Below are 23,454 nucleotides of genomic sequence, written 5' to 3' on the forward strand. Positions count from 1 at the left end.
CTAATGTGAGCGCTCCTGTCCAGATTAGTCTGATTTCGGGTGTCTTTTGCCGTTCTGGCAAGTTGGTCATTGTTTTATCAAGGAACCAGTAGTATGCGTAAAATCGCATTGTTCATTGCGATGCTTCTGATACCGTGCATGTCGTTTGCCGGGCTGCTTGGCAGTAATAGTTCAACGACGCCGGTCAGCAAAGAGTATAAACAGCAGTTGATGGGATCCCCGGTTTATATTCAAATCTTCAAGGAAGAGCGCACACTCGATCTGTTTGTCAAAATGGGCGAGACGTATCAGCTGCTCGATAGCTACAAAATCTGTAACTATTCTGGCGGGCTGGGGCCGAAACAGCGCCAGGGTGACTTCAAAAGTCCGGAAGGGTTTTACAACGTTCAGCGTAACCAGCTAAAACCGGACAGCCGGTTCTATAAAGCGATTAACATCGGTTTCCCCAATGCCTTCGACCGTGCGCACGGTTACGAAGGGAAATACCTGATGATTCACGGTGCCTGCGTGTCTGTCGGTTGTTATGCGATGACGGATTCCGGCATTGATGAAATCTTCCAGTTTGTCACGGGCGCACTGGTCTTCGGCCAGCCGAACGTTCAGGTCAGCATCTATCCGTTCCGTATGACGGATGCGAACATGGCGCGCCATAAGTACTCTGTTTACACAGATTTCTGGAAACAGCTAAAACCGGGCTATGACTACTTCGAGCAGACCCATAAGCCGCCGGTGGTGTCCATCGTCAATGGCCGTTACGTGGTGAGTAAACCGCTCAGCCATGAAGTGGTTCAGCCGCAGCTGGCGTCAAATTACGCGGTCCCCGAGACAAAATAGCGCCCACTCGCCTGGCATGATCTTTTGCCAGGTTTCGTTGCCGGTCAGCGGCTGCGTTGCAATGACAGTGACCACATCGTTCGGTGTGGTCTCCTTCTGAAAATCAATTTCCACATCCTGATCGAGCAGCGTGGCGACGCCAAACGGCGCACGTCGGGTGATCCAGAACAGATTCGTCGAGCAGAACGCCATCACGTAGCGCCCGTCAGACAGCAGCATATTAAAGACGCCCTTCTCGCGTAACTCAGACGCCAGTGACGCTATGTACTTAAAAACGGCGGTCATGTTGCCGGGCGTACGGGGGTAGCGCTCGGTCAGCTTGTGCAGCAGCCAGCAAAATGCTTTTTCGCTGTCCGTTTCACCGACAGGACGGAAATTGCCGGTTTCCAGCGACTTATAGCCCGAAAGCTGCCCGTTGTGCGCATAGGTCCAGTTACGGCCCCACAGTTCACGGGTAAACGGATGGGTATTTTCCAGCGCCACTTCGCCGCGATTTGCCTGGCGGATATGGGCGATCACCGAACAGGATTTAATAGGATAGTCCTGCACCAGTCTGGCAATGGGTGAGTTAAAGCTGGGTTGTGGATCTTTAAACGTGCGACATCCTTTGCCTTCGTAGAAGGTAATACCCCAGCCGTCTTTATGCGGCCCGGTTCCTCCACCGCGCTGAACCAGCCCGGTAAAACTAAAGCAGATATCGGTTGGCACATTGGCGCTCATCCCGAGCAGTTCGCACATAGATCACCTCCACAACAGCGGGGGGCACCGGCGCCCCCCAGCGAAGTCTTACTTAACCATCTCTTTTTCGATCAGTTGGATCAGGATGTGGATCACTTTGATGTGAATTTCCTGAACGCGATCCGCATAACCGAAGTGTGGTACACGGATTTCAATGTCCGCTGTACCGTCCATCTTACCGCCATCTTTCCCGGTAAGGGTGATCACTTTCATGCCCTTCTCACGCGCGGCGGCGATCGCTTTGATCACGTTAGCAGAGTTACCGGACGTGGAGATACCCAGCAGCACGTCGCCTTCACGGCCTACGGCTTCAACGTAGCGGGAAAAGATATGGTCGTAACCGAAGTCGTTGCCTACACAGGAGATGTGGCTCACGTCGGAAATCGCAATCGCCGGGTAGCCCGGACGGTTTTCGCGATAGCGTCCGGTCAGCTCTTCGGCGAAGTGCATGGCGTCACAGTGGGAACCGCCGTTACCGCAGGAGAGCACTTTACCGCCGGCTTTGAAGCTGTCGGCAAGCAGGACCGCCGCGCGCTGAATAGCGTGAATATTGGCATCATCTTTCAGAAAATTCGCCAGCGTTTCCGCCGCTTCGTTCAGTTCGTTACGAATAAGATCCTGGTACATGAGGATAATCCTTCAGTATTGATGAAATAACACAGTGGAGTGTACCGGATAGCAGTAAAAGCGAGAAGCTAAAGCCATGCGAATCGTCCGGCGTTTTGATTTTTGTGCCGGCTAAAACGCGAACAATGTGAACCAGGTTGTAATTATTTTGTAAACACATTGCTAAAGGAAATGACATCAACTACAACCATATCATCACAAGTGGTCAGACCTCCTACAAGCAAGGGAGCTTTTCTTTATGATGATTTTGAGCATTTTCGCAACCGTTGTGCTGCTCGGTGTGTTGTTCTATCACCGTGTCAGTTTATTCCTGAGTAGCCTGATTCTTCTGGCCTGGACGGCTGCACTTGGCGTCGCTGGCCTGTGGAATATCTGGGTCCTTGTTCCCCTGGCCATCATTTTGCTGCCGTTCAACCTGACGCCGATGCGTAAGTCGATGATCTCTGCGCCGGTGTTCAGGGGATTCCGTAAAGTGATGCCGCCGATGTCGCGTACAGAGAAAGAAGCGATTGACGCCGGTACAACCTGGTGGGAAGGCGATCTGTTCCAGGGCAACCCTGACTGGAAAAAGCTTCACAACTATCCGCAGCCGCGTCTGACCGCCGAAGAACAAGCCTTTATTGATGGTCCGGTAGAAGAAGCGTGCCGCATGGCAAACGACTTTGCCATCACTCACGAAATGGCCGACCTGCCGCCTGAGCTGTGGGCATACCTGAAAGAGCATCGCTTCTTCGCGATGATCATTAAGAAAGAGTACGGCGGTCTGGAATTCTCCGCTTACGCTCAGGCTCGCGTACTGCAAAAACTGGCGGGTGTCTCCGGGATCCTGGCGATCACCGTTGGCGTGCCAAACTCCTTAGGCCCGGGCGAGCTTTTACAGCATTACGGTACAGAAGAGCAGAAAGATCACTACCTGCCGCGTCTGGCGCGTGGTCAGGAAATTCCGTGCTTCGCGCTGACCAGCCCGGAGGCGGGCTCCGATGCCGGCGCAATCCCTGATACCGGCGTGGTTTGCATGGGCGAATGGCAGGGCCAGCAGGTGCTGGGTATGCGCCTGACCTGGAACAAACGTTATATCACCCTCGCACCTATCGCCACGGTGCTGGGCCTGGCGTTCAAACTCTCTGACCCGGAAAAACTGCTGGGCGGTGAAGAAGAGCTGGGTATTACCTGTGCGCTGATCCCAACCTCAACCCCGGGCGTTGAAATTGGTCGCCGTCACTTCCCTCTGAACGTACCGTTCCAGAACGGTCCTACCCGCGGTCAGGATATCTTTGTCCCGATTGACTACATCATCGGTGGCCCGAAAATGGCCGGGCAGGGCTGGCGTATGCTGGTGGAATGTCTGTCTGTGGGCCGCGGCATTACCCTGCCGTCGAACTCAACAGGCGGTCTGAAATCGGTGGCGATGGGGATTGGGGCTTACGCGCATATCCGCCGTCAGTTCAAAATCTCCATCGGCAAGATGGAAGGTATCGAAGAGCCGCTGGCGCGTATTGCGGGCAATGCCTACGTGATGGACGCCGCAGCCTCGCTGATTACCTACGGCATTATGCTGGGTGAAAAACCCGCCGTGCTGTCAGCGATTGTGAAGTATCACTGTACCCACCGCGCACAGCAGTCAATTATTGATGCAATGGATATCGCAGGCGGTAAAGGTATCATGCTCGGCGAAGGCAACTTCCTGGCGCGCGGCTATCAGGGTGCGCCGATTGCCATCACCGTGGAAGGGGCAAACATCCTGACCCGCAGCATGATGATCTTCGGCCAGGGTGCGATTCGTTGCCATCCGTACGTGCTGGAAGAGATGGCTGCCGCGCAGAATAATGATGTGGATGCCTTCGACAAGCTGCTGTTCAAACATATCGGTCACGTCGGCAGCAACAAGGTGCGCAGCTTCTGGCTGGGCCTGACGCGCGGGCTGACCAGCGCGACGCCAACCGGCGATGCGACCAAACGTTACTACCAGCATCTGAACCGTCTGAGCGCCAACCTGGCCCTGCTGTCTGACGTCTCAATGGCCGTCCTGGGCGGTAGCCTGAAGCGTCGCGAACGCATCTCCGCCCGTCTGGGTGATGTGCTGAGCCAGATCTTCCTGGCCTCTGCGGTGCTGAAACGCTACGACGATGAAGGCCGTCAGGAAGCGGATCTGCCGCTGGTGCACTGGGGCGTGCAGGATGCGATGTATCAGGCCGAACAGGCGATTGACGATCTGCTGGCGAACTTCCCGAACCGCTTCGTAGCGGGTGCCCTGCGCGCGGTGATCTTCCCGACCGGTCGTCATCACCTGGCGCCGTCCGACAAGCTGGATCACAAAGTGGCAAAAATCCTCCAGGTACCAAGCGCAACCCGCTCTCGTATTGGTCGGGGTCAATATCTGGCACCTACCCCGCATAACCCGGTAGGTTTGCTGGAAGAGGCGCTGCTTGACGTGATGGCCGCCGACCCGATTCACCAGAAGATCTGCAAACAGCTGGGCAAAAACCTGCCGTTTACACGACTGGATGAGCTGGCAAAACAGGCGCTGGCAGGTGGCATCATCGACAACAGCGAAGTTGCGATTCTGGTGAAAGCCGAAGAGAGCCGTCTGCGCAGTATTAATGTGGATGATTTCGAACCTGAAGAGCTGGCGACACAGCCGGTAAAGCTGCCAGAGAAACACCGCAAACCTGAAGCGGCATAAGGCCTTTTGCTCCCACAAACCCCGCCCCGCGCGGGGTTTTTTATTGCCACATTTTCTGGTAATGACGTGCTACAGTGTCAAAAAGTGTTTATTAAGGAGCCTGTATCGTGCCTGGTTTAAAGATTTCTGTTTTGCAGCAACCTTTAGTGTGGATGGACGGCCCCGCCAACCTTCGCCATTTTGATCGCCAGCTGGAAGAGATTACCGGACGCGATGTGATTGTCCTGCCGGAGATGTTTACCACAGGTTTCGCGATGGAGGCAGCAAAACAGTCCATGCCGCAGGACGAGGTGGTGGCCTGGATGCACGCCAGGGCGCAGGAAACAAATGCGCTGATTGCCGGTAGCGTCGCACTCCAGACCGGGCGCGGACCGGTCAACCGCTTCCTGCTGGTCGAGCCGGAAGGAAAAGTCCATTTCTACGATAAGCGCCACCTGTTCCGCATGGCGGATGAACATCAACATTATGAAGCCGGAAGCGAACGCGTGGTATTTGAATGGCGCGGCTGGCGTATTCTGCCGCTGGTCTGCTATGACCTGCGCTTCCCGGTGTGGTCGCGCAACCGCAACGATTATGACCTGGCGTTGTACGTCGCCAACTGGCCCGCCCCACGCTCCCTGCACTGGCAGGCTTTACTGACCGCGCGCGCGATTGAAAATCAGGCTTATGTCGTTGGCTGTAACCGCGTGGGAACGGACGGCAACGGGCATCACTATCGCGGTGACAGCCGGGTGATAAGTCCGCAGGGTGAGATTATTGCCACCGCCGAGCCGCATCAGGCAACACGAATTGACGCTGAGATCTCGTTAACGGCGTTAAAGGAGTATCGGGAGAAGTTTCCGGCCTGGCAGGATGCAGATCCGTTTAGCATTGGTTGAAAAAAAGCCGGGTGACGGCTGCGCCTTACCCGGCCTACAAAAAGCACAGCGTAGGCACGGTAAGCGCAGCGCCACCGGGCGTTAATTAACTCACCAGCGCCTGCCCGTCTTTGCGGCTTTCCGTCGCGGCCACGTAGTGCCCTTCCGGCATACGGTAAATCACTTGCGCACCGCCGAAGTTATAATCCTGAAGCGGATCTTCCACCACGATCTGATGCCCGCGCTCGCGCAGCGCCGCGATAGTATTGCGATCGAACGTTGATTCGACGATCACCTCCCTGCCCTGCACCACGCGCCAGCGCGGTGCATCGATTGCCGCCTGCGGGTTTTGCCCGTGCAGCATAATGCGCAGCGCCATCTGCATGTGCCCCTGCGCCTGCATCGGGCCGCCCATCACGCCGAAGGACATCAGCGGCTTGCCGTTGCCGTCCATCGCAAATCCCGGAATGATGGTGTGGAACGGGCGCTTGCTGCCCGCCAGCGCGTTCGGGTGCGCAGGATCCAGCACAAAGCCGCAGCCCCGGTTTTGCAGGCTGATCCCGGTATCCGGCACCACGATCCCTGAACCGAATCCCATATAGTTGGACTGAATAAACGAGACCATCATCCCGCTGGCGTCCGCGGTACTGATGTAAACCGTACCGCTCTGCGTCGGGGAACCGTAGACAAAATCAGAGGCGCTATCGTGGTTAATAAGCGCCGCGCGCGACTTCAGGTAATGGTCGCTCAGCAGTTCTTTCGCCGCGAAGGCCATGTGTTCTTCATCCGCAACGTAGCGGTCGAGATCCGCCAGCGCCAGCTTCATCGCCTCAATGGAGAGATGAAGAGACTGCACGGAATCCGGGTGGTGCTTCTCAATGCCGCACTGCTCAAGAATGCCGAGCGCAATCAGCGTGGCGATCCCCTGACCGTTTGGCGGCAATTCCTGAACCGAGCCGCTCGCGAAGTCGCGCGACAGCAGGTCTACCCAGTCCACGCGATGGTTTGCCAGATCCTCTGCCGTCAGATGCGCACCGTGTTCTTTGGCAAAAGCAGCGATTTTCTGCGCCAGCTCGCCGCGGTAAAACGCATCGCCGTTGGTTTTCGCAATCAGCTCCAGCGAGTTCGCCTGCGCCGGGTTATGGAAGATTTCCCCCACGCGCGGGGCGCGGCCTTCCGGCGCGAAGCAGGCGCTGAAGCCCGGCTGATCTTTCAGCTTGCTATAGCCTCGCTGCCAGAGATGACCAATCAGCGGCGAGACGGGAAAGCCGTTGCGCGCGTAGTCAATGGCAGGCTGCGCCAGCGTGGTCAGCGGCAGCGTGCCGAAGCGCTCCGCCAGCGCGACCCAGCCGGATACAGCTCCCGGCACGGTCACCGCGTCCCAGCCAATTTCCGGCACTGCGCTTTTTCCGGCAAACAGATCCGCATGCCAGCTGGCCGGCGAGCGGCCTGATGCGTTGAGGCCGTGAAGCTTTTCACCGTCCCAGACGATGGCAAAGGCGTCGCTGCCGATCCCGTTGCCGGTCGGCTCAACTACCGTCAGCGCCATCGCGGTGGCAATGGCTGCATCGACGGCATTGCCGCCCAGTTGCAGCATCTTCATCCCCGCCTGCGCCGCCAGCGGCTGCGACGTGGCAACCGCGTTATGGCCCAGCATCGGCGGGCGGCGTGAATCGTAACCGGACGTAAAATCAAGCGCTTTGGTCATCATGACTCCTTAGTCGTGGCGCGGATCGAGCGCATCGCGCAGCCCGTCGCCGAGTAGATTAAAGCCCTGCACGGCAAGGAAAATCGCCACGCCGGGGAAAACGGACATCCACGGAGCCTGCTCCAGAAACCCTTTCGCGGTGTTGAGCATGGAGCCCCAGGACGGATTTGGCGGCTGCTGTCCCAGCCCCAAAAACGACAGGCTGGCTTCGGCGATAATCGCCGAGGCGATCGCCAGCGTGGCCTGCACGAGGATCGGCGACATCACGTTTGGCAGGACGTATTTAATGATGATCCAGCGATCCGGCAGGCCAATCGCCCGCGCGCCGTCGATATACTCTTCGTTGCGAATGGCGATCACCTGGCCGCGCGTCAGCCGGGCGAAAATCGGCATTGCCGAGAGACCAATGGCGATCATCGCATTCGTCAGGCTTGGGCCCAAAAATGCCCCCAGCGCGATCGCCATGATCAGGAACGGACAGGCCAGCAAGGCCTCAATAAAGCGCGAGATCACGCCGTCCCACATCTTCTGGAAGTAGCCCGCCACCAGCCCCAGCGGCACGCCGATGACCACGGCAATAATGACCGACATACAGCCCGCCATCAGCGAGGTGCGCGCCCCCCAAATAATGCGGGATAAGATGTCACGCCCCAGCTCGTCGGTGCCGAACCAGTACATCGCCGACGGCGCTTTGCGCACCGCCAGGAAGTTGGCTTTGACCGGGTCGAAGGGGGCGATCCACGGCGCCAGCAGCGCCACCAGGACAAAAAAGCCCACCACAAGCGCGCCAATCACCGCGCTTTTATTGCCGAGAAATTTCTTCAGCACCCGGTTCTGCGCGCGCGGCAGCGTGGGGGCAACGGTTTGCGTCGTCAGTTCCGCCATGGTTAACCTCGCATTTTCGGGTTGATAAGGACGTAGAGCACGTCGGCCAGCAGATTGAGCATCAGGAAGCCGATCGCCACGATCAGCACCACGCCCTGCACCACCGCATAGTCACGATTGAACACCGAGTCGACGATCATTTTGCCAAAGCCCGGAATGGTGAAGACCTGCTCGGTCAGCACCGCGCCGCCCAGTAGCTCGCCGAACAGCAGCGTGGTGAGGGTGATTACAGGCACCAGCGCGTTGCGAAAGGCGTGCTTCAGGATCACTGCTTTCGGCAGCAGCCCCTTAGCGCGCGCGGTGCGGATGTAATCCGCCTTCAGTACCGCAATCATCGACGCACGGGTATGGCGCATCAGCGTCGCCGCCAGTCCGGTTCCGAGCACGGACGCGGGCAGCAGCAGCGTGCGCAGGTTCTGGATCGGATCTTCACTGAATGGCACATAACCGGACGCAGGTAACCATTGCAAGTTCACCGAAAAGACCAGAATCAGCAGGATCCCCAGCCAGAAGTGCGGAATTGATATCCCCGAGATCGCCACAAAGTTCGCCCCGTGATCGACCCAGCTGTTTTTATTCACCGCCGCAAGGATCCCCATGCTGATGCCAAACACCAGCGCGATGATCATCGCCAGCAGAGAGAGCTCCAGCGTGACCGGCAGCTTGCTGGCAATCAGCTGCGTGACCGGTTCATGCGTGCGCAAGGAGACGCCCAGATCGCCCTGCAGCGCGCGCGTCAGCCAATGGAAATACTGCACGGGGATCGGCGCATCCAGATTAAGCTCAGCACGCAGTTGGGCAATGACCGCCGGATCGCGCTCCTCCCCGGCCATGGCGATCAGCGGGTCGCCGGGCAGCAGCTTTTGCAGCCCGAACACCATCATGCTCACCAGCAATAGCGTCGGGACGGCCAGCAGCAGACGTTTGCAAATCAGTTCCAGCATGGGTTCTCCTCAGGACGTTTATTTTGCCAGCGTCAAACCGGCCAGACGCACGATGCCGTCCGGGTACGGCTTAAAGCCCTGCACGTTCTTGTTCAGTCCAAAAATGCGCGGCTCGAAGTAGAGGTAGGCAATCGGCATGTCGGTCTGGAGTTGCTTCACCACCTTGTCGTACAGCGGCTGGCGTGCGGCCTGGTCGGTGCTCTGACGCGCCTGAGTCAGCCATTCATCGATCTGCGCGTTACTGTAGCGGCCGTCGTTCAGGGTGCCTTTACTGTTGATAAAGCCGTAAATGCTGCCATCCGGATCCGGGCGCCCCGACCAGCCGGAGAAGCTCAACTGGTAGTCACCGCTCTGCTGGCGATCCAGCAGCGTGGCGAACTCGGTCATTTGCAGGTTCAGGTTAAAGCCCGCCTCTGCCACCATCGCCTGCAATACCTGTCCCACCTGCTGCGAGGTTGGGTTGTTTGGCACCAGCAGATTGACGCTCAGCGGCGTGGTCACACCGGCGGCTTTCAGCAGCGCTTTGGCTTTATCGACGTCGCGCGGCGGGACCGGCAGGTTAACGTGGTACGGGCTGACCGGTGAAAACGCCTGATTTGCCGGGGTGTAGAGCCCTTCAAAGACCACCTGGTTTAAGGCATCGCGATCGATTGCCTGAGAAAATGCCTCGCGCACGCGGGCATCTTTGAACGGATCGTTGGCCGGCACCTTGCCGTTGTTAATATTGAAGGTGATCCCCTGATAGCCCAGACCGGTGACCTTCGCCAGCGCCAGCTTGCTGTCGGCTTCGACGGTTTTGACGTCGCTGGCGGCAATGCCCTCGGTCAGGTCGAGATCGCCCGCGCGCAGGTTCGCGAGACGCACGGAGGCATCCGGGATCGGCAGATAGATGATTTTGTCGAAGTGATAGGCGTCTTTGTTCCAGTAGTTGTCGAAGCGGGTCAGAACGATGCGGTCCTGCGACACGCGGCTGTCGAATTTGTATGGACCGGAGCAGACGGGATGGGCGGCAAAGTCAGGCTTTTTCGCCGCATCGGGTGCCATCATCGCGCCCGCGCGGTCGGTAAGCTGCATTAGCAGCGCGGCATCCGGTGTTTTCAGGTGCAGCGCAATCTGCATCGGGCCGGTGACCTCGACCGATTCAACGGATGAGATCTCGCTTTTACGCAGGGAGCCTTTGAGGGTCAGGGCGCGGTCGAGGTTGTATTTTGCCGCAGCGGCATCAAATTTTTCACCGTCGTGGAAGGTCACACCTTCGCGTAGATCCATAGTCAGCGTTTTGCCATCTTCGCTCCAGGCCCAGGATTTTGCCAGACCCGGCACCACTTTCAGGTGCTCGTCGACGTCCACCAGCCTGTCGCACAGGGAGGCAAACACGAAACGGCCATAGTAGGTGCGCGCCAGATGCGGGTCGAGCATATCCGGGTCGGCCCCCAGGCCGATCCGCAGCACGCTTTCAGAATGGGCGGGCAGCGCCGCGCCAAGCAACATAACACTTCCCAGTACGGTCAAAAGAGAATTACGCATTGTCATTATCATGAGTTCCTTGAAGGAAGGGAGGAGTGAGTGGCCGCGTGTTCAAACAGCGCGCGGCGGCGCAGAAAAGCGGCGGATGGCGGCGCGATCTGGATAACGCTGCGATCGCGATTGATCTCCTGCCAGCGATGGCAAGCAACCTGACGTCCGCCGTCGAGCACCTGATTAATCGGCTCGATCTGGCGGCATTCATCTGTAACGTAGGGGCAACGGGTGTGGAAACGGCAGCCGGACGGCGGGTTAGCCGGGTTCGGTAAATCACCCTGCAACAGCGGCGTATCCCGCGCTACGCCTGGCTGCATTTGCGGCGCTGAGGCAATCAACGCCTGGGTATAAGGATGCAACGGTGCGTCGAAGATGTCGTCGACGGTGGCCAGCTCGACGATTTGCCCAAGATACATTACCGCCACGCGGTCGCTCATATGACGGATAACCGCCAGCCCGTGGGCGACGATCACCATCGTTAGCCCCAACTGGTGCTTCAGGCTTTCCAGTAAATTAACCACCTGTGCCTGAACGGAAACGTCCAGCGCAGAAACCGGCTCATCACCCAGCAGCAGCTTTGGGCCTGACGCCAGCGCGCGCGCAATGCCGATACGCTGGCGCTGCCCGCCGGAAAATTCGTGTGGATAACGCCCGGCCCAGGCTGAGGGCAAGCCGACCGTCCTGAGTAGCTCGGAAACGCGGTACTGGCGATCCGTTTTTTTCATGTTCTGGTGCAGCCACAGCGGCTCACCGACAATTTGCTCCACCGTCATGCGCGGGTTCAGCGAGGCGAAGGGATCCTGAAAGATGATCTGTAGCTCACGCCGGAGCTGGTTCAGACGGGCGCCCGAGGCGTGGGTGATCTCCTCACCCTGATAAAATACCCGCCCTTCGCTGGCGCCCAGCAGGCGCAGCAGCAGACGACCAAGGGTGGATTTCCCGGACCCCGACTCGCCGACAATTGCCAGCGTTTCGCCAGGCATCACCGACATCGAAACTCGGTCGACAGCGGTGACAAAGCGGGCCGGCGTAAACAGTTTTTTCGGGCCGGGGAAAAGCTTGCTCAGATCGCGGGCTTCAAGAATGGGCATGGTCATGCGGTCTCTCCCAGGGCAATGTGATGTTCGAGCGGCACGCGGAAGCAGGCAACCTGATGGCCCGTACCGAGCGTAGTGAGCGGTGGTTTTTCAGCATGACAGCGCGTCTGCGCGAAGGGACATCGGGTAGCAAAGCGGCAGCCTTGAGGCATGGATTCCGGCAGCGGGACCGATCCGGGAATAGTTGATAGCTGGCCTTTACGCGCGCCCATAGAAGGAAGGGAACCCATAAGGCCAATGGTATAGGGGTGCTGCGGATCGGCAAACAGGGCTTCAACACTCCCCTGCTCCACTACCTGTCCGGCATACATCACCGCCACCTGCTGCGCGACTTCGGCCACCACGCCTAAATCGTGGGTGATCATCAGCACCGCCGTGCCCGTTTCTTCTTTTAAAGTATTGAGCAGGGAGAGAATTTGCGCCTGAATGGTCACGTCCAGAGCGGTAGTGGGTTCGTCAGCAATGAGTAGTTTGGGATGGTTTATCAGCGCCATCGCTATCATCACGCGCTGGCGCATACCGCCGGAAAGCTGATGCGGGTAAGCCTTAAGGCGCATCTCTGCGGCCGGGATCTGCACCTTCTCCAGGATCTGTAGCGCAACCGTCATCGCCTCAGCCCGGGAGATCGTTTGATGGCGCATCACCGCTTCACTGAGCTGATCGCCAAGCGTGAAGGCCGGGTTGAGCGAGGTCATGGGCTCCTGGAATATCATCGCCAGCTCGCTGCCGCGCAGATCGGCATACTCCCGCGGCGAGAGCTTGCGCAGATCCTGGCGGCGGAAATTCATCTCCCCGCTGACGATCCTGGCGCTGGCAGGTAATAACCCCATCAGCGCCAGGGAAGTGATGCTTTTACCGCAGCCGGACTCGCCTACCAGCGCCAGCGTTTCTCCCGCCCTGACCGTCAGCGAGATATCGTCGAGCACGCTCACCGGCGAGCCCGCGAATTTAACGTTGAGGTTTTGCAGCCGCAATACGGGCGTGGCGTCCTTAAAGGGTATGGTCGTCATAGCGTGAAATCGTCCTCAAGGTGGATCGCCTGAATCAGGGCGGTTTGCAGGCTGAGCAGGTGCTCGCGCATCGCGGCAGCTGCTTCATTAGGCTGGCGATGAATAATCGCTGACATGATTTTGTGATGGTGGTCGTTGTAGCTATCGACACGTTCAGGGGTGCGGGCAAGTTCGCGTAAATGCTGCCAGCCAGGCTCCCGGCGGACGGCATCTATCGCATCAAAAAGCCCAAGCATCAGGCGGTTACCTGCTGCCTCCGCAATGGCGCGGTGGAAGGCGCTATCCCACAGTTCGTTGAGATCGCGGTCATCCGGGCTGACCTTATTAATGCGTTCCAGCATACGCTGCATGAGCGCGAGGTTTTCCCTGGTGGCACGCAGTGCCGCAAGTCGGGCTAAGCCGGGTTCGAGCTGTAGTCGAGCTTCCATGACTTCCAGCAGGTTGGTTTGCTGAACCAATCCCTGAAGCGCCAACGGCTCAACCGGGGCAGATGGACCAATGAAGGTACCCTTGCCCTGCTTGCGCCAGATACGCCCTTCCTCTTCCAGCACGTCCAGCGCGCGACGCACTTCACGTCGGCCTACGCCGAGAGTGTCCGACAGCTCACGTTCAGTGGGCAGCGGAATGCCTGGTGTTGACTCGTGCTGGTTGATAAGCCCGCGCAGCTGCTCAAGCGCGGTACTGGAATTAGCTAAAAACCGTGAAGGCTTTTCCATATTGGTTCGCTCGCTTTCATCATTGCTTTATTTTTATTAATAATAAGTTATTGATATGACGCAGAACTTAACGTGCTAGTAATTAAGCAATTAACGAACCAATAGCGTATTGGTTCGTTAATTTTCTGAAAAATGATCGGTAACCGAATGATTTCCTACCAATTATTTTACATAATTATTACATAAGAAGATGGGCGCGAAGGTGAGAATGGGCAAGAAACGCACAAAAACAGTGCAAATAACGCACTAAAATCATGCATTTGTTAATAAAATGCACCGTACTTATTAACTTTTTGTTAATGGAAATAAAAAGAGGAATAAACAATATTCGAGGGACTATAAAACGACGAAAGCCTGAATCATTTCTGACTCAGGCTTTCTTAATAAGTGGCGGAACGGACGGGACTCGAACCCGCGACCCCCTGCGTGACAGGCAGGTATTCTAACCGACTGAACTACCGCTCCACTGTTCCCGTTTGGGGAACGAGGCGAATATTACGGTTTGCCTCTGAACTCGTCAACGCTTTTTCTCAGGCTTTGAATCGTTTGCTGCAAAATTCACCCAAACGGTGATTTAACAAACGTTTCAGCACATTTTCACGTGCGCCACAGACAGCTTCCGCCCTTCTTCTGCACTAAATCGAGACGAGATTCATGGTTCATCAGTTCTTCATCACTGGCTAAAACAACCCGCAGGCGATTCGCCTGACGCACAATGCGCTGAATTCCCCCTTCATCCCGCGTCTGCTGGGATTCATTTTCCATACTGAATTTCATCGACGTTTGCCCGCCGGTCATGGTCAGGTAGACATCGGCCAGGATCTGGGCATCGAGCAACGCGCCGTGCAGCGTTCGCTTGGTGTTGTCTATCTCATAGCGAGAGCACAGGGCATCAAGGCTGTTACGCTTGCCGGGGAACATCTTCCTTGCCAGCGCCAGGCTATCCGTGACTTTACAGAACGTATTCGTCTTCGGAATATCACGGTTGAGCTTGCTGAACTCATAGTCCATAAAGCCGATATCGAACGACGCGTTATGAATGACAAGTTCCGCACCTCTGATGTAGTCGAGAAATTCATCTGCGACGTCGGCAAAGGTGGGCTTATCCAGCAAAAACTCATCGGCAATTCCGTGAACACCGAACGCTTCCGGGTCCACCAGCCGATCGGGTTTGAGGTAAACGTGGAAGTTGTTGCCCGTAAGACGACGGTTCACCACTTCAACGGCACCAATCTCAATGATTTTGTGCCCTTCGTAGTGGGCGCCAATCTGGTTCATACCGGTGGTTTCGGTATCAAGAACAATCTGGCGAGTAATTGCAGTGCTCATAGCGGTCATTTATGTCAGACTTATCGTTTTACTGAACGTTTCAAATACAGGAAGTCTACCAGAGATGCGTAAACAGGTAGAAATTTTCACCGATGGATCTTGTCTCGGTAACCCAGGGCCCGGCGGCTATGGCGCCATTATGCGCTATCGCCAGCATGAAAAAACATTTAGTGAAGGCTATTTCCTGACCACCAACAACCGCATGGAGTTGATGGCGGCCATCGTGGCGCTGGAAGCGTTAAAAGAACATTGTGACGTGGTGCTGAGTACCGACAGCCAGTATGTCCGCCAGGGCATTACCCAATGGATCCACAACTGGAAAAAGCGGGGCTGGAAAACGGCAGAGAAAAAACCCGTCAAGAATGTCGATCTCTGGAAGCGTCTTGATGCCGCCCTCGGTCAGCACGAAATCAAATGGGAGTGGGTAAAGGGGCACGCCGGTCATCCTGAAAACGAACGCTGTGACGAGCTGGCTCGCGCGGCGGCATCCAACCCGACCCATGAGGATGCAGGTTATCAACCTGAATCCTGATCACGGTTTTTTGTACTGCCGCGTGGCCCCCACGGTCTGGCGGATCCGCGTTTTTGATTTGCTTTGCTTCATCGGGTTGAGCGTAAGGGGGATCGTCCTCTTACGCGCGACAATAAATTGCATGCAGCCCAGCGCGGGTAAATGGGTGCTTAATAAGACCCCGCCTTTACGCGTCCAGGGGATGACCTGAAAACCCCCGTAGCTTAGCACTTCGAAATTTAACAGTGAAAGCCAGTCCAGCTGGCGCATCATGGTAAACATCCTGCTGTTATAAGGCGGCGTGCGACGCAGAACGGGCGTCAGTTTACGTAGCCCCATCAGACTCAGCGGATTAAAACCGCTCAGGATCAGCCAGCCGTCATCAATCAAAACGCGGTCGGCTTCCCGCAGCAGACGATGGGGATCGCTACACCAGGGCAGCGTGTGGGCGAGCAGACAGGCATCAATGGATTTTTCCGCAAACGGCAAATGCAGCGGATCCGCTTTCACCTGAACCGGGGAGCCATTAAGCGATACGCTGACCTGATGCGAGATAGCGCAGCTTTCGGTATTGATTTCTGCGCTCAGATTGCCAATCTTAAGCAGGTGAAAACCATACATTTTCGCGAGCCAGGGTTTAAGCTGAAGTTCTAAGGCCTCGCGATAATATTCACCCCAGGGCAACTCTGCCCAACGTTCCGGTGGTGCGACAGTCTGAGGTATCCTTGCCGGTTTCATCAAAACACCCGCCACGCTATAAGAGGTAATGCATGAATCTTATCAGTATTTCCGCCTTTCAGGACAATTACATCTGGGTTTTAGTCGACCACGATCGCAGATGCATCATTGTTGATCCAGGCGAATCCGCACCGATCCTGCACGCGATTAAAGAAAACGGCTGGCAGCCGGAGGCGATCCTTCTTACCCATCACCATCACGATCATGTCGGCGGTGTTCCCGATCTCCTTGCACGCTATCCCCATCTACCCGTCTACGGACCAGCAGAGACACAGGATAAGGGTACAACGCAAGTTGTCGAAGAAGGCGAAAGTATCCTCATCCTCGGGTGGGAGTTTTCCGTATTTGCTACGCCAGGTCACACTTCCGGTCATCTCTGTTTCTACAGCAAACCTTATCTGTTTTGTGGCGACACGCTGTTTTCTGGCGGCTGTGGAAGGCTGTTTGAAGGCACGCCAGAACAGATGTATCAATCTTTACAAAAAATTAATGCGCTGCCAGCCGACACCGTAATTTGTTGCGCACATGAGTATACATTAGGGAATATGAAGTTTGCTGCAAGCGTGCTGCCTGAGGATCGGGCGATTCAGGATTATTACCAGAAAGTGAAGGAGTTACGTGCAAAAAACCAAAAAACACTCCCCGTAATTCTGAAAAATGAGCGACAAATAAATTTATTTTTAAGAACTGATGATGTTGATTTAATTAATAAAATTAATCAAGAAACAAATTTGTTACAACCTGAAGCGCGATTTGCATGGTTAAGGTCAAAGAAAGATAACTTCAGATAATTGCGGGTTGCCTTTTCAAAATTTCGCCGTTATCATCGCTCGTCTTTTAAGCAACTATTGACACACACATGAAGGCAAAAGCGATATTACTCGCCTCTGTCCTGCTTGTAGGTTGCCAGTCACAAAACGGCAGCAACGTACAACAGCACGCACAGAGCCTTTCTGCGGCTGGTCAAGGGGAAGCAGGGAAGTTTACGAGTCAGGCGCGATGGTTGGACGATGGGACATCCTTCGCGCAGGAACAAGACTTGTGGGCCTCTATTGGCGACGAGCTAAAGATGGGAATTCCGGAAAACAGCCGGATTCGCGAACAGAAACAGAAGTATTTGAGAAATAAGAGCTATCTCCACGATGTAACATTACGGGCAGAGCCGTATATGTACTGGATAGCCGGGCAAGTTAAGAAACGTAACATGCCTATGGAACTGGTACTACTACCCATAGTGGAGAGCGCTTTTGACCCGCACGCGACGTCTGGCGCCAATGCAGCAGGCATCTGGCAGATCATTCCGAGCACAGGGCGAAATTATGGTTTAAAGCAGACCCGCAACTACGATGCGCGTCGTGATGTTGTCGCTTCAACGACAGCCGCTCTCGACATGATGCAACGTCTGAACAAGATGTTTGACGGCGACTGGTTATTGACCGTCGCGGCGTATAACAGTGGTGAAGGTCGTGTACTGAAGGCAATGAAAGCGAATAAAGCGCGTGGAAAATCCACAGACTTCTGGTCGCTCTCACTGCCACAGGAAACAAAGATTTACGTACCGAAAATGCTGGCACTGGGCGATATTCTCAAGAACAGCAAACGTTACGGTGTACAACTGCCAACACCAGACGAAAGTCGTGCACTGGCGCGTGTCCGCCTCAGCAGCCCGGTTGATATTCAACAGGTTGCCGATATGACGGGTATGTCGGTAAGTAAGCTTAAAACCTTTAATGCAGGTGTTAAAGGCTCCACGCTGGGCGCTAGTGGCCCTGGCTATGTGATGGTTCCGCAGAAACATGCGGAACAGTTACGAGAGTCTTTGGCTTCGGGTGAAATTGCAGCCGTTCAGTCCACGCTGATCGCTGATACGTCGCCTGTAAGTAGCCGCAGCTATAAGGTGCGTTCAGGTGATACGCTTTCAGGTATTGCATCACGTCTTGGCGTGAATGCGAAAGATCTCCAGCAGTGGAATAATCTGCGCGGATCTGGTCTGAAAGTGGGTCAAACGCTGACCGTAGGTGCAGGTAGCAGCGCACAGCGTCTCGCTAAAAACAGCGATAGCATTACCTATCGCGTACGTAAAGGCGACTCGCTGTCCAGTATTGCTAAGCGTCACGGCGTAAACATCAAAGATGTGATGCGCTGGAACAACGATACTGACAACCTGCAACCTGGCGACCAGCTGACGTTGTTTGTGAAAAACAGCGCTACGCCAGATTCCTGATAGTACGATCGCTTGTTAAAAAGGCACCGATTCCCCTCGGTGCCTTTTTTATTTATCCCGCTTTTTGCGCTTCAGCCATAATGGTGTCGCTGGTAAACGAACCATCATCATGCAGTTCAAAGTACGCCTTCACGTCAGCAGAGGCGCTCTCCTGATACAATCGGATCGCCTGAGTCAATGCCTCGGGTGTGCGCATCCGTGCAATCCATGATGTGAACTCCAGCGGCAAACGGTCGGTTATCAATGAGCGTGAAATCAAGCCGGCTTCGGTGATAAACGTAAGCCACTCTCCACTGGAGTAGTTTTGCACGTGCGAGGTATCACGCAGCGCTTCAACCGTCTGGAGCCAGATATTTCGTACCGGATGTCCGGGAGACATCACGTCCATGATGATGAAGATTCCGCCCGGTTTGAGCACGCGTTTCACTTCCCGTAATGCCTGCCCCACATCATGCCAGTGGTGTGCAGAGTAACGGCTAATCACAACCTCAAACGACGCATCCTCAAAGGGTAAAGATTCAGCGTAGCCCTGGCGCGTCGTGACGTTATTCAGCCCTTTCGCTTTCGCCGCTTCAGCAACCACATCCAGCATCTGGCTCGATAAGTCATATGCCGTCACCTGAGCAACCTGCTGTGCGGCGGTAAAACTGGCGTGCCCCGCCCCGCAGCCTAAGTCCAGCACGTGCGCGTCAGGAAACGCGGCGAGCCGTTCGCCGAGACGTACCAGATCGCGGCCAGAGGCGTGCACGGCGCTGCTCAGGTAGGCACTTGCCTGAGAACCAAACTGTTTTTCGACGTTGTCATGATGGGAGTGTGTTGTTGTCATGTTGCTGTCCTTTTATGGGTTAAAAAATAAAGGGCAGCACCCGCACAGGCCTGCCCCACGGCAGACCTGACGCACCATTATTTATCAGGTTTGCCGGGACTGAATTCAACTAGTAGAGGATTATGATCGGAGGCGCGCGTCACCAGAACGGAGGCGTCGTGCACGCTTAAACCCCGATAGAAGACAAAATCGAGAGGACGACCAAACGCTTTCTTGCGCTGGTCATCGTTAAAACGAACTTCACGCAGCGACATTTCACGCGCGAAGCGGTACAACGCGTTCATACGTGGACGGCTCCAGGCATTGAAGTCCCCGGCCATAATGATCGGCCCACTGTGATGAGCAATCTGATCGCCAATGGGTAGTAACTGCTTACTGTACACATCAACACCCAGGCTGAAGTTCACCGCATGAATGTTTACCACCATCAGCAGACGGGTGTCGGGCAACGGATAGACCGTGACCAGCGCCGATTTTGCCAGACGCAGGATTGGCTCACGTTCACGCAGCGGGCAGCAATAGACCGGATGTGCGGCTGAAAGGGTCATCACCCCAGAAGGATGCTGTGGCAGAACAAAGGCAGGCACCTGATCGGCTGCAAGATAGTTTGTCGTTGCAAACCTGACCAGCTCAGGCGTGGTTTGCGCCTCCTGTAACAGAACCAGATGCGCATCTTTACCAAAATTTTTAAGTACGGATAACCACTCCACACGCTGTTGTTTAAAGATGTTCCACACCAGTACGCGAATTTTTTCGTCACTGCTTAATGGCGTGCCCGCTGGTAATGCCTGACCCAAGCTCGCAAACGACCCCGGAGGCAAGATCCTCTCCGCGGGCATTCCGGCAACATAACGCATGGCATAGGTATTTTTTCGCACTTTTGGAAACGACCTCTGTAACATGAACCAGCCCGGAAAACGGACTGGTTCTAATGTTATAGGGATTTTAGGTCACACTTTCAACGCAATTACTGAGAAACCGCTTTCCAGTTTTGTAAGCAAGCACTTACTGATACTTATCCAAGCGCGATACGAGCGGGTTTATCAAGCCGTCCACTCAGACCAATAAGCAGGAAAGCGACAAGCACAATTACCGCACCAATCCATGGCGTTTGGGTTAATCCAACGTGTTCAACCGTCTGCCCGCCGATAACCGATCCGAGTGCGATACCGATATTGAATGCGGCGATATTCAGGCCGGATGCGACATCCACCGCATTGGGCGTATAGCGTTCGGCTTTCTGTACAACATAGACCTGCAATCCCGGTACGTTACCAAACGCGAATATTCCCATAACCAACACAGTTACCAGCGCTGCGTATTGTATCGACGCGGTGAACTGGAAAATCATCAGCAGGACAACCAGCGCGGCGAAGATAAATTTTAGCGCCGGTACCGCACCATGCTTATCTGCAAGCTTGCCGCCCCAGATATTGCCGATTGCGACGGAGATACCGTAGCCCAGTAAAATCCAGCTCACTGCGCCCGGAGAAAAACCAGCCAGTTCCTGCATCATCGGTGCAAGGAAAGTGAACGCAGTGAACACACCTCCATAACCCAGAGCCGTAACGGCATAGATCAGCAGCAGGCGCGGGTGTGTCAGAACCTTAACCTGATCGCTCAGGCTGGCGCTCGCGCGCCCCGGAATACTGGAGGGCACCAGCAGCAGGCTGGCTACCAGAGCAATCACGCCCAACAGCGATACCGCAAGGAAGGTTTCTCGCCAGCCAAAATGTTGCCCAATAAACGTTCCTAACGGTACGCCGGTGACCAGCGCGACGGTTAAGCCGCCAAACATAATCGCAATGGCTGACGCCGCTTTCTCTTTTGGCACCAGGCTGGTTGCAATCGTAGAACCGATGGAGAAGAAGACACCGTGCGCGAGGCCAGACAGCAAACGGGCAATGACCAGGGTAGTGTAGTCCGGAGCCTGCCACGCCAGAATATTGCCGGCGGTGAAGAGCACCATCAGGGCAACTAACAGTTGTTTACGTGGAAAGCGTCCAGTCAGTGCGGTCAGCACAGGCGCCCCAACAGCGACGCCTAACGCGTAAATAGATACCAGCAGCCCGGCAGAAGGCAGCGAAATGGCGAGTTGTTCAGCAATAGTGGGAACAAGTCCTACAATAACAAATTCGGTCGTGCCAATTGCGAAGGCACTGATCGTCAGGGCAAGAAGCGCCAGTGGCATAAATACTCCGTCTCTTCAGGATTAAGATGACAGGCAGTATGCGCCAGTGTTTAAATAACAAAAATGGTTAGAATCTCAATAGAATTTTGCGGATGATGCAATAATGAAAGCCACATCGGAAGAACTGACTATCTTTGTTGCCGTTGTTGAAAGCGGCAGCTTCAGCCGTGCGGCCGAACAGCTCGGGCAGGCGAACTCCGCCATCAGCCGCTCGGTGAAAAAGCTGGAGATGAAGCTCGGGGTAAGTCTGCTCAACAGAACAACGCGGCAGCTCAGCCTGACGGAAGAAGGTGAACGTTATTTTCGCCGCGTACAATCCGTTTTGCAGGAGATGGCGGCAGCTGAGACGGAAATAATGGAGTCGCGTAGCACTCCGCGTGGATTGCTACGCATTGATGCGGCGACGCCGGTCGTGCTTCATTTTCTGATGCCGTTAATCAAGCCATTCCGGGAACGTTATCCGGAGATGACTCTGTCCCTGGTCTCTTCAGAGACGTTTATTAACCTGATTGAGCGTAAAGTTGATGTGGCGATCCGCGCGGGAACCCTGACGGATTCAAGTTTACGCGCTCGCCCACTGTTCACCAGCTACCGCAAAATTATCGCGTCACCGCAATATATTGCAGAGCATGGCAAACCGGAGACCGTTGAGGAGCTGAAGCAGCACCTGTGCCTGGGCTTTACGGAACCTGTCTCGCTGAACACCTGGCCCGTGGCCTGTCATGACGGACAACTTCATGAGATCACTTGCGGACTTTCGTCTAATAGCGGAGAAACGCTGAAACAGCTTTGTCTTGAAGGAAATGGGATCGCCTGTTTATCAGACTATATGATTGATAAGGAAATAGCTGCGGGTCAGCTTGTAGAACTGATGGCTGACAAACGCTTACCTGTAGAGATGCCTTTTAGCGCAGTGTATTACAGTGACAGAGCGGTAAGTACGCGCATACGCGCTTTTATCGACTTCCTTAGCGAACATATAAAAACAGCTCCCGGAGGAGCTGTGTGAGGGTTTAAGGGTACAGAGGAAGGGCTTTTATTAATCCCAGTCTGGTGCTAACCCTTCCGGGCTGACCAGACGATCGTTGCATTCCAGTGCAGCGATCGCGTTTTTATCTTCATCATCAAGCTGGAGATCCCGCGCTAACAGGTTACTTGCCAGGTTTTCACGTTTGGTTGAAGACGGGATCACGGCATAGCCCTCACCCATCGCCCATGCCAGGATCACCTGTGCGGCTGTCGCATTGTGTTTTTCAGCGATGCGTGCAATCACTTCATCTTTCAGCGCCTTACCATATGCCAGCGTCATGTACGAGGTGATGTGAATACCATGCTGTTTCGCCCAGTCCACGACTTTGTGGTTTTGCAGGTAAGGAGAGAGTTCAATCTGGTTGGTGGCAATATTTTCTTTACCCACTGCGGCAATGGCCCTTTCCATCAACGGGATGGTGAAGTTAGAGATGCCAATTTTACGCGTTAAGCCCTGCTCTTTCGCTTCCAGCAGCGCCTGCATGAACTCCTCCACAGAGACGGCATCGTCAGGTGATGGCCAGTGGATCAGCGTCAGATCAACATAGTCAGTACGCAGCTTTTTCAGACTTTCCTTCAGGCTTGGGATCAGCTTGTCTTGGCCGAGATTCTCAATCCAGATTTTAGTGGTGATGAAAAGTTCGTCGCGCGGTACGCCACTCTCTTCGATGGCCTGGCCTACGGCAGCTTCGTTATCATAAATCTGCGCCGTATCAATAGCACGATAGCCCAACTCAAGTGCGGTTTTAACAGATGCGATAACAACGTCGTCTTTCAGGCGGAAAGTGCCCAGACCCAGTGCAGGGATAGTCATATGATTCCTCAATCGTTATGTTCATAAACTGAGGAGAATTATCGCTGTAGTTGTTATGCCGAAAAAGATCGTGAACCGCAGAGGATTTTTGCTAATTTCGCAACAATCAAACGACAGATAAGAAAAAAGCCCTGAGCGTTAGCTCAGGGCTTTTAATAAGTGGCGGAACGGA

The 23,454-nt window shown here is 55.1% G+C and carries 22 protein-coding genes and 1 tRNA gene; 7 read left to right on the forward strand and 16 right to left on the reverse strand.

From position 1 onward, the window contains the following. The first annotated feature begins 93 nt into the window (after positions 1-93). Entirely contained in the window at positions 94-834 is a 741-nt protein-coding gene (dpaA, locus tag INF61_RS09845) for a peptidoglycan meso-diaminopimelic acid protein amidase (protein ID WP_006810008.1), read from the forward strand. Here the strand turns inward: dpaA and INF61_RS09850 are convergent. Next, the gene (locus INF61_RS09850) at positions 805-1,572 is read right to left on the reverse strand and encodes a class II glutamine amidotransferase (protein ID WP_017383120.1); all 768 of its coding nucleotides are present in this window, start codon (positions 1,570-1,572) and stop codon (positions 805-807) included. The genes dpaA and INF61_RS09850 overlap by 30 nt on opposite strands. A 48-nt stretch (positions 1,573-1,620) precedes the next feature. Then, positions 1,621-2,199, reverse strand: a complete 579-nt coding sequence (gene lpcA, locus INF61_RS09855; RefSeq protein ID WP_003863232.1) for a D-sedoheptulose 7-phosphate isomerase — start codon at positions 2,197-2,199, stop codon at positions 1,621-1,623. Positions 2,200-2,437: 238 nt separating this feature from the next. Between lpcA and fadE the strand changes: the two genes are divergently transcribed. Next, on the forward strand, positions 2,438-4,882 hold the full coding sequence (gene fadE / locus INF61_RS09860; protein WP_058701016.1) for an acyl-CoA dehydrogenase FadE: 2,445 nt from the start codon (positions 2,438-2,440) through the stop codon (positions 4,880-4,882). 107 nt (positions 4,883-4,989) lie between these two features. After that, positions 4,990-5,760: an amidohydrolase gene (locus INF61_RS09865; RefSeq protein ID WP_017383119.1), complete on the forward strand. Its 771-nt coding sequence runs from the start codon at positions 4,990-4,992 to the stop codon at positions 5,758-5,760. 85 nt (positions 5,761-5,845) lie between these two features. Here the strand turns inward: INF61_RS09865 and INF61_RS09870 are convergent, their stop codons facing one another. The 9 genes from INF61_RS09870 to dnaQ form a co-directional block, all read right to left on the reverse strand. Then, positions 5,846-7,447, reverse strand: coding sequence for a gamma-glutamyltransferase family protein (locus INF61_RS09870; RefSeq protein WP_109937686.1), 1,602 nt, complete (start codon positions 7,445-7,447; stop codon positions 5,846-5,848). Positions 7,448-7,456: 9 nt separating this feature from the next. Further along, positions 7,457-8,332, reverse strand: coding sequence for an ABC transporter permease (locus INF61_RS09875; RefSeq protein ID WP_015571381.1), 876 nt, complete (start codon positions 8,330-8,332; stop codon positions 7,457-7,459). Positions 8,333-8,334: 2 nt separating this feature from the next. Further along, a complete protein-coding gene (locus INF61_RS09880; protein ID WP_015571382.1) occupies positions 8,335-9,276 on the reverse strand; it encodes an ABC transporter permease in 942 nt (313 codons plus the stop codon). A gap of 18 nt (positions 9,277-9,294) precedes the next feature. Beyond that, positions 9,295-10,809, reverse strand: a complete 1,515-nt coding sequence (locus INF61_RS09885) for an ABC transporter substrate-binding protein (RefSeq protein WP_023295959.1) — start codon at positions 10,807-10,809, stop codon at positions 9,295-9,297. Positions 10,810-10,811: 2 nt separating this feature from the next. After that, positions 10,812-11,894: an ABC transporter ATP-binding protein gene (locus tag INF61_RS09890; protein WP_015571384.1), complete on the reverse strand. Its 1,083-nt coding sequence runs from the start codon at positions 11,892-11,894 to the stop codon at positions 10,812-10,814. Continuing rightward, entirely contained in the window at positions 11,891-12,904 is a 1,014-nt protein-coding gene (locus tag INF61_RS09895) for an ABC transporter ATP-binding protein (RefSeq protein WP_109937687.1), read from the reverse strand. Before INF61_RS09895 ends, INF61_RS09890 begins: the two co-directional genes overlap by 4 nt. Then, positions 12,901-13,620, reverse strand: coding sequence for a FadR/GntR family transcriptional regulator (locus INF61_RS09900; RefSeq protein WP_109937688.1), 720 nt, complete (start codon positions 13,618-13,620; stop codon positions 12,901-12,903). Before INF61_RS09900 ends, INF61_RS09895 begins: the two co-directional genes overlap by 4 nt. A 388-nt stretch (positions 13,621-14,008) precedes the next feature. Next, positions 14,009-14,085 (reverse strand) — tRNA-Asp (locus INF61_RS09905). A 132-nt stretch (positions 14,086-14,217) separates the two neighbouring features. Then, positions 14,218-14,949, reverse strand: a complete 732-nt coding sequence (gene dnaQ / locus INF61_RS09910; RefSeq protein ID WP_003863237.1) for a DNA polymerase III subunit epsilon — start codon at positions 14,947-14,949, stop codon at positions 14,218-14,220. Here dnaQ and rnhA point away from each other — a divergent pair. After that, positions 14,903-15,481 (forward strand): ribonuclease HI, encoded by a 579-nt coding sequence (gene rnhA, locus INF61_RS09915; RefSeq protein ID WP_160840538.1) that lies wholly within the window; start codon positions 14,903-14,905, stop codon positions 15,479-15,481. The two genes, dnaQ and rnhA, sit on opposite strands and share 47 nt — an antisense overlap. Here the strand turns inward: rnhA and INF61_RS09920 are convergent, their stop codons facing one another. Further along, the gene (locus INF61_RS09920; protein ID WP_017383714.1) at positions 15,482-16,198 is read right to left on the reverse strand and encodes a class I SAM-dependent methyltransferase; all 717 of its coding nucleotides are present in this window, start codon (positions 16,196-16,198) and stop codon (positions 15,482-15,484) included. It lies immediately after the preceding gene. A 32-nt stretch (positions 16,199-16,230) separates the two neighbouring features. Between INF61_RS09920 and gloB the strand changes: the two genes are divergently transcribed. Both gloB and mltD read left to right on the forward strand, forming a co-directional pair. Continuing rightward, positions 16,231-16,989 (forward strand): hydroxyacylglutathione hydrolase, encoded by a 759-nt coding sequence (gloB, locus tag INF61_RS09925; RefSeq protein ID WP_045334564.1) that lies wholly within the window; start codon positions 16,231-16,233, stop codon positions 16,987-16,989. 68 nt (positions 16,990-17,057) lie between these two features. Beyond that, on the forward strand, positions 17,058-18,422 hold the full coding sequence (gene mltD / locus INF61_RS09930) for a murein transglycosylase D (protein WP_032671409.1): 1,365 nt from the start codon (positions 17,058-17,060) through the stop codon (positions 18,420-18,422). 52 nt (positions 18,423-18,474) lie between these two features. Here the strand turns inward: mltD and INF61_RS09935 are convergent, their stop codons facing one another. The 3 genes from INF61_RS09935 to INF61_RS09945 all read right to left on the reverse strand — a co-directional run bounded on the left by INF61_RS09935 (position 18,475) and on the right by INF61_RS09945 (position 21,439). After that, positions 18,475-19,248: a class I SAM-dependent methyltransferase gene (locus tag INF61_RS09935; protein ID WP_015571390.1), complete on the reverse strand. Its 774-nt coding sequence runs from the start codon at positions 19,246-19,248 to the stop codon at positions 18,475-18,477. A 77-nt stretch (positions 19,249-19,325) separates the two neighbouring features. After that, on the reverse strand, positions 19,326-20,126 hold the full coding sequence (locus INF61_RS09940; protein WP_193547736.1) for an endonuclease/exonuclease/phosphatase family protein: 801 nt from the start codon (positions 20,124-20,126) through the stop codon (positions 19,326-19,328). Positions 20,127-20,263: 137 nt separating this feature from the next. Further along, positions 20,264-21,439, reverse strand: coding sequence for an MFS transporter (locus tag INF61_RS09945; RefSeq protein WP_015571392.1), 1,176 nt, complete (start codon positions 21,437-21,439; stop codon positions 20,264-20,266). A 103-nt stretch (positions 21,440-21,542) separates the two neighbouring features. Here INF61_RS09945 and yafC point away from each other — a divergent pair, with 103 nt between their 5' ends. Continuing rightward, a complete protein-coding gene (yafC, locus tag INF61_RS09950) occupies positions 21,543-22,448 on the forward strand; it encodes a DNA-binding transcriptional regulator YafC (RefSeq protein WP_015571393.1) in 906 nt (301 codons plus the stop codon). Between the two features lie 30 nt (positions 22,449-22,478). Here yafC and dkgB read toward each other — a convergent pair whose 3' ends face one another. Then, positions 22,479-23,282 (reverse strand): 2,5-didehydrogluconate reductase DkgB, encoded by an 804-nt coding sequence (gene dkgB / locus INF61_RS09955; RefSeq protein ID WP_032620217.1) that lies wholly within the window; start codon positions 23,280-23,282, stop codon positions 22,479-22,481. Between the last annotated feature and the right edge of the window lie 172 nt (positions 23,283-23,454).

Origin of the sequence: Enterobacter cloacae complex sp. P18RS, from assembly GCF_014982105.1 — a bacterium.
GTDB lineage: Bacteria > Pseudomonadota > Gammaproteobacteria > Enterobacterales > Enterobacteriaceae > Enterobacter > Enterobacter hormaechei_C.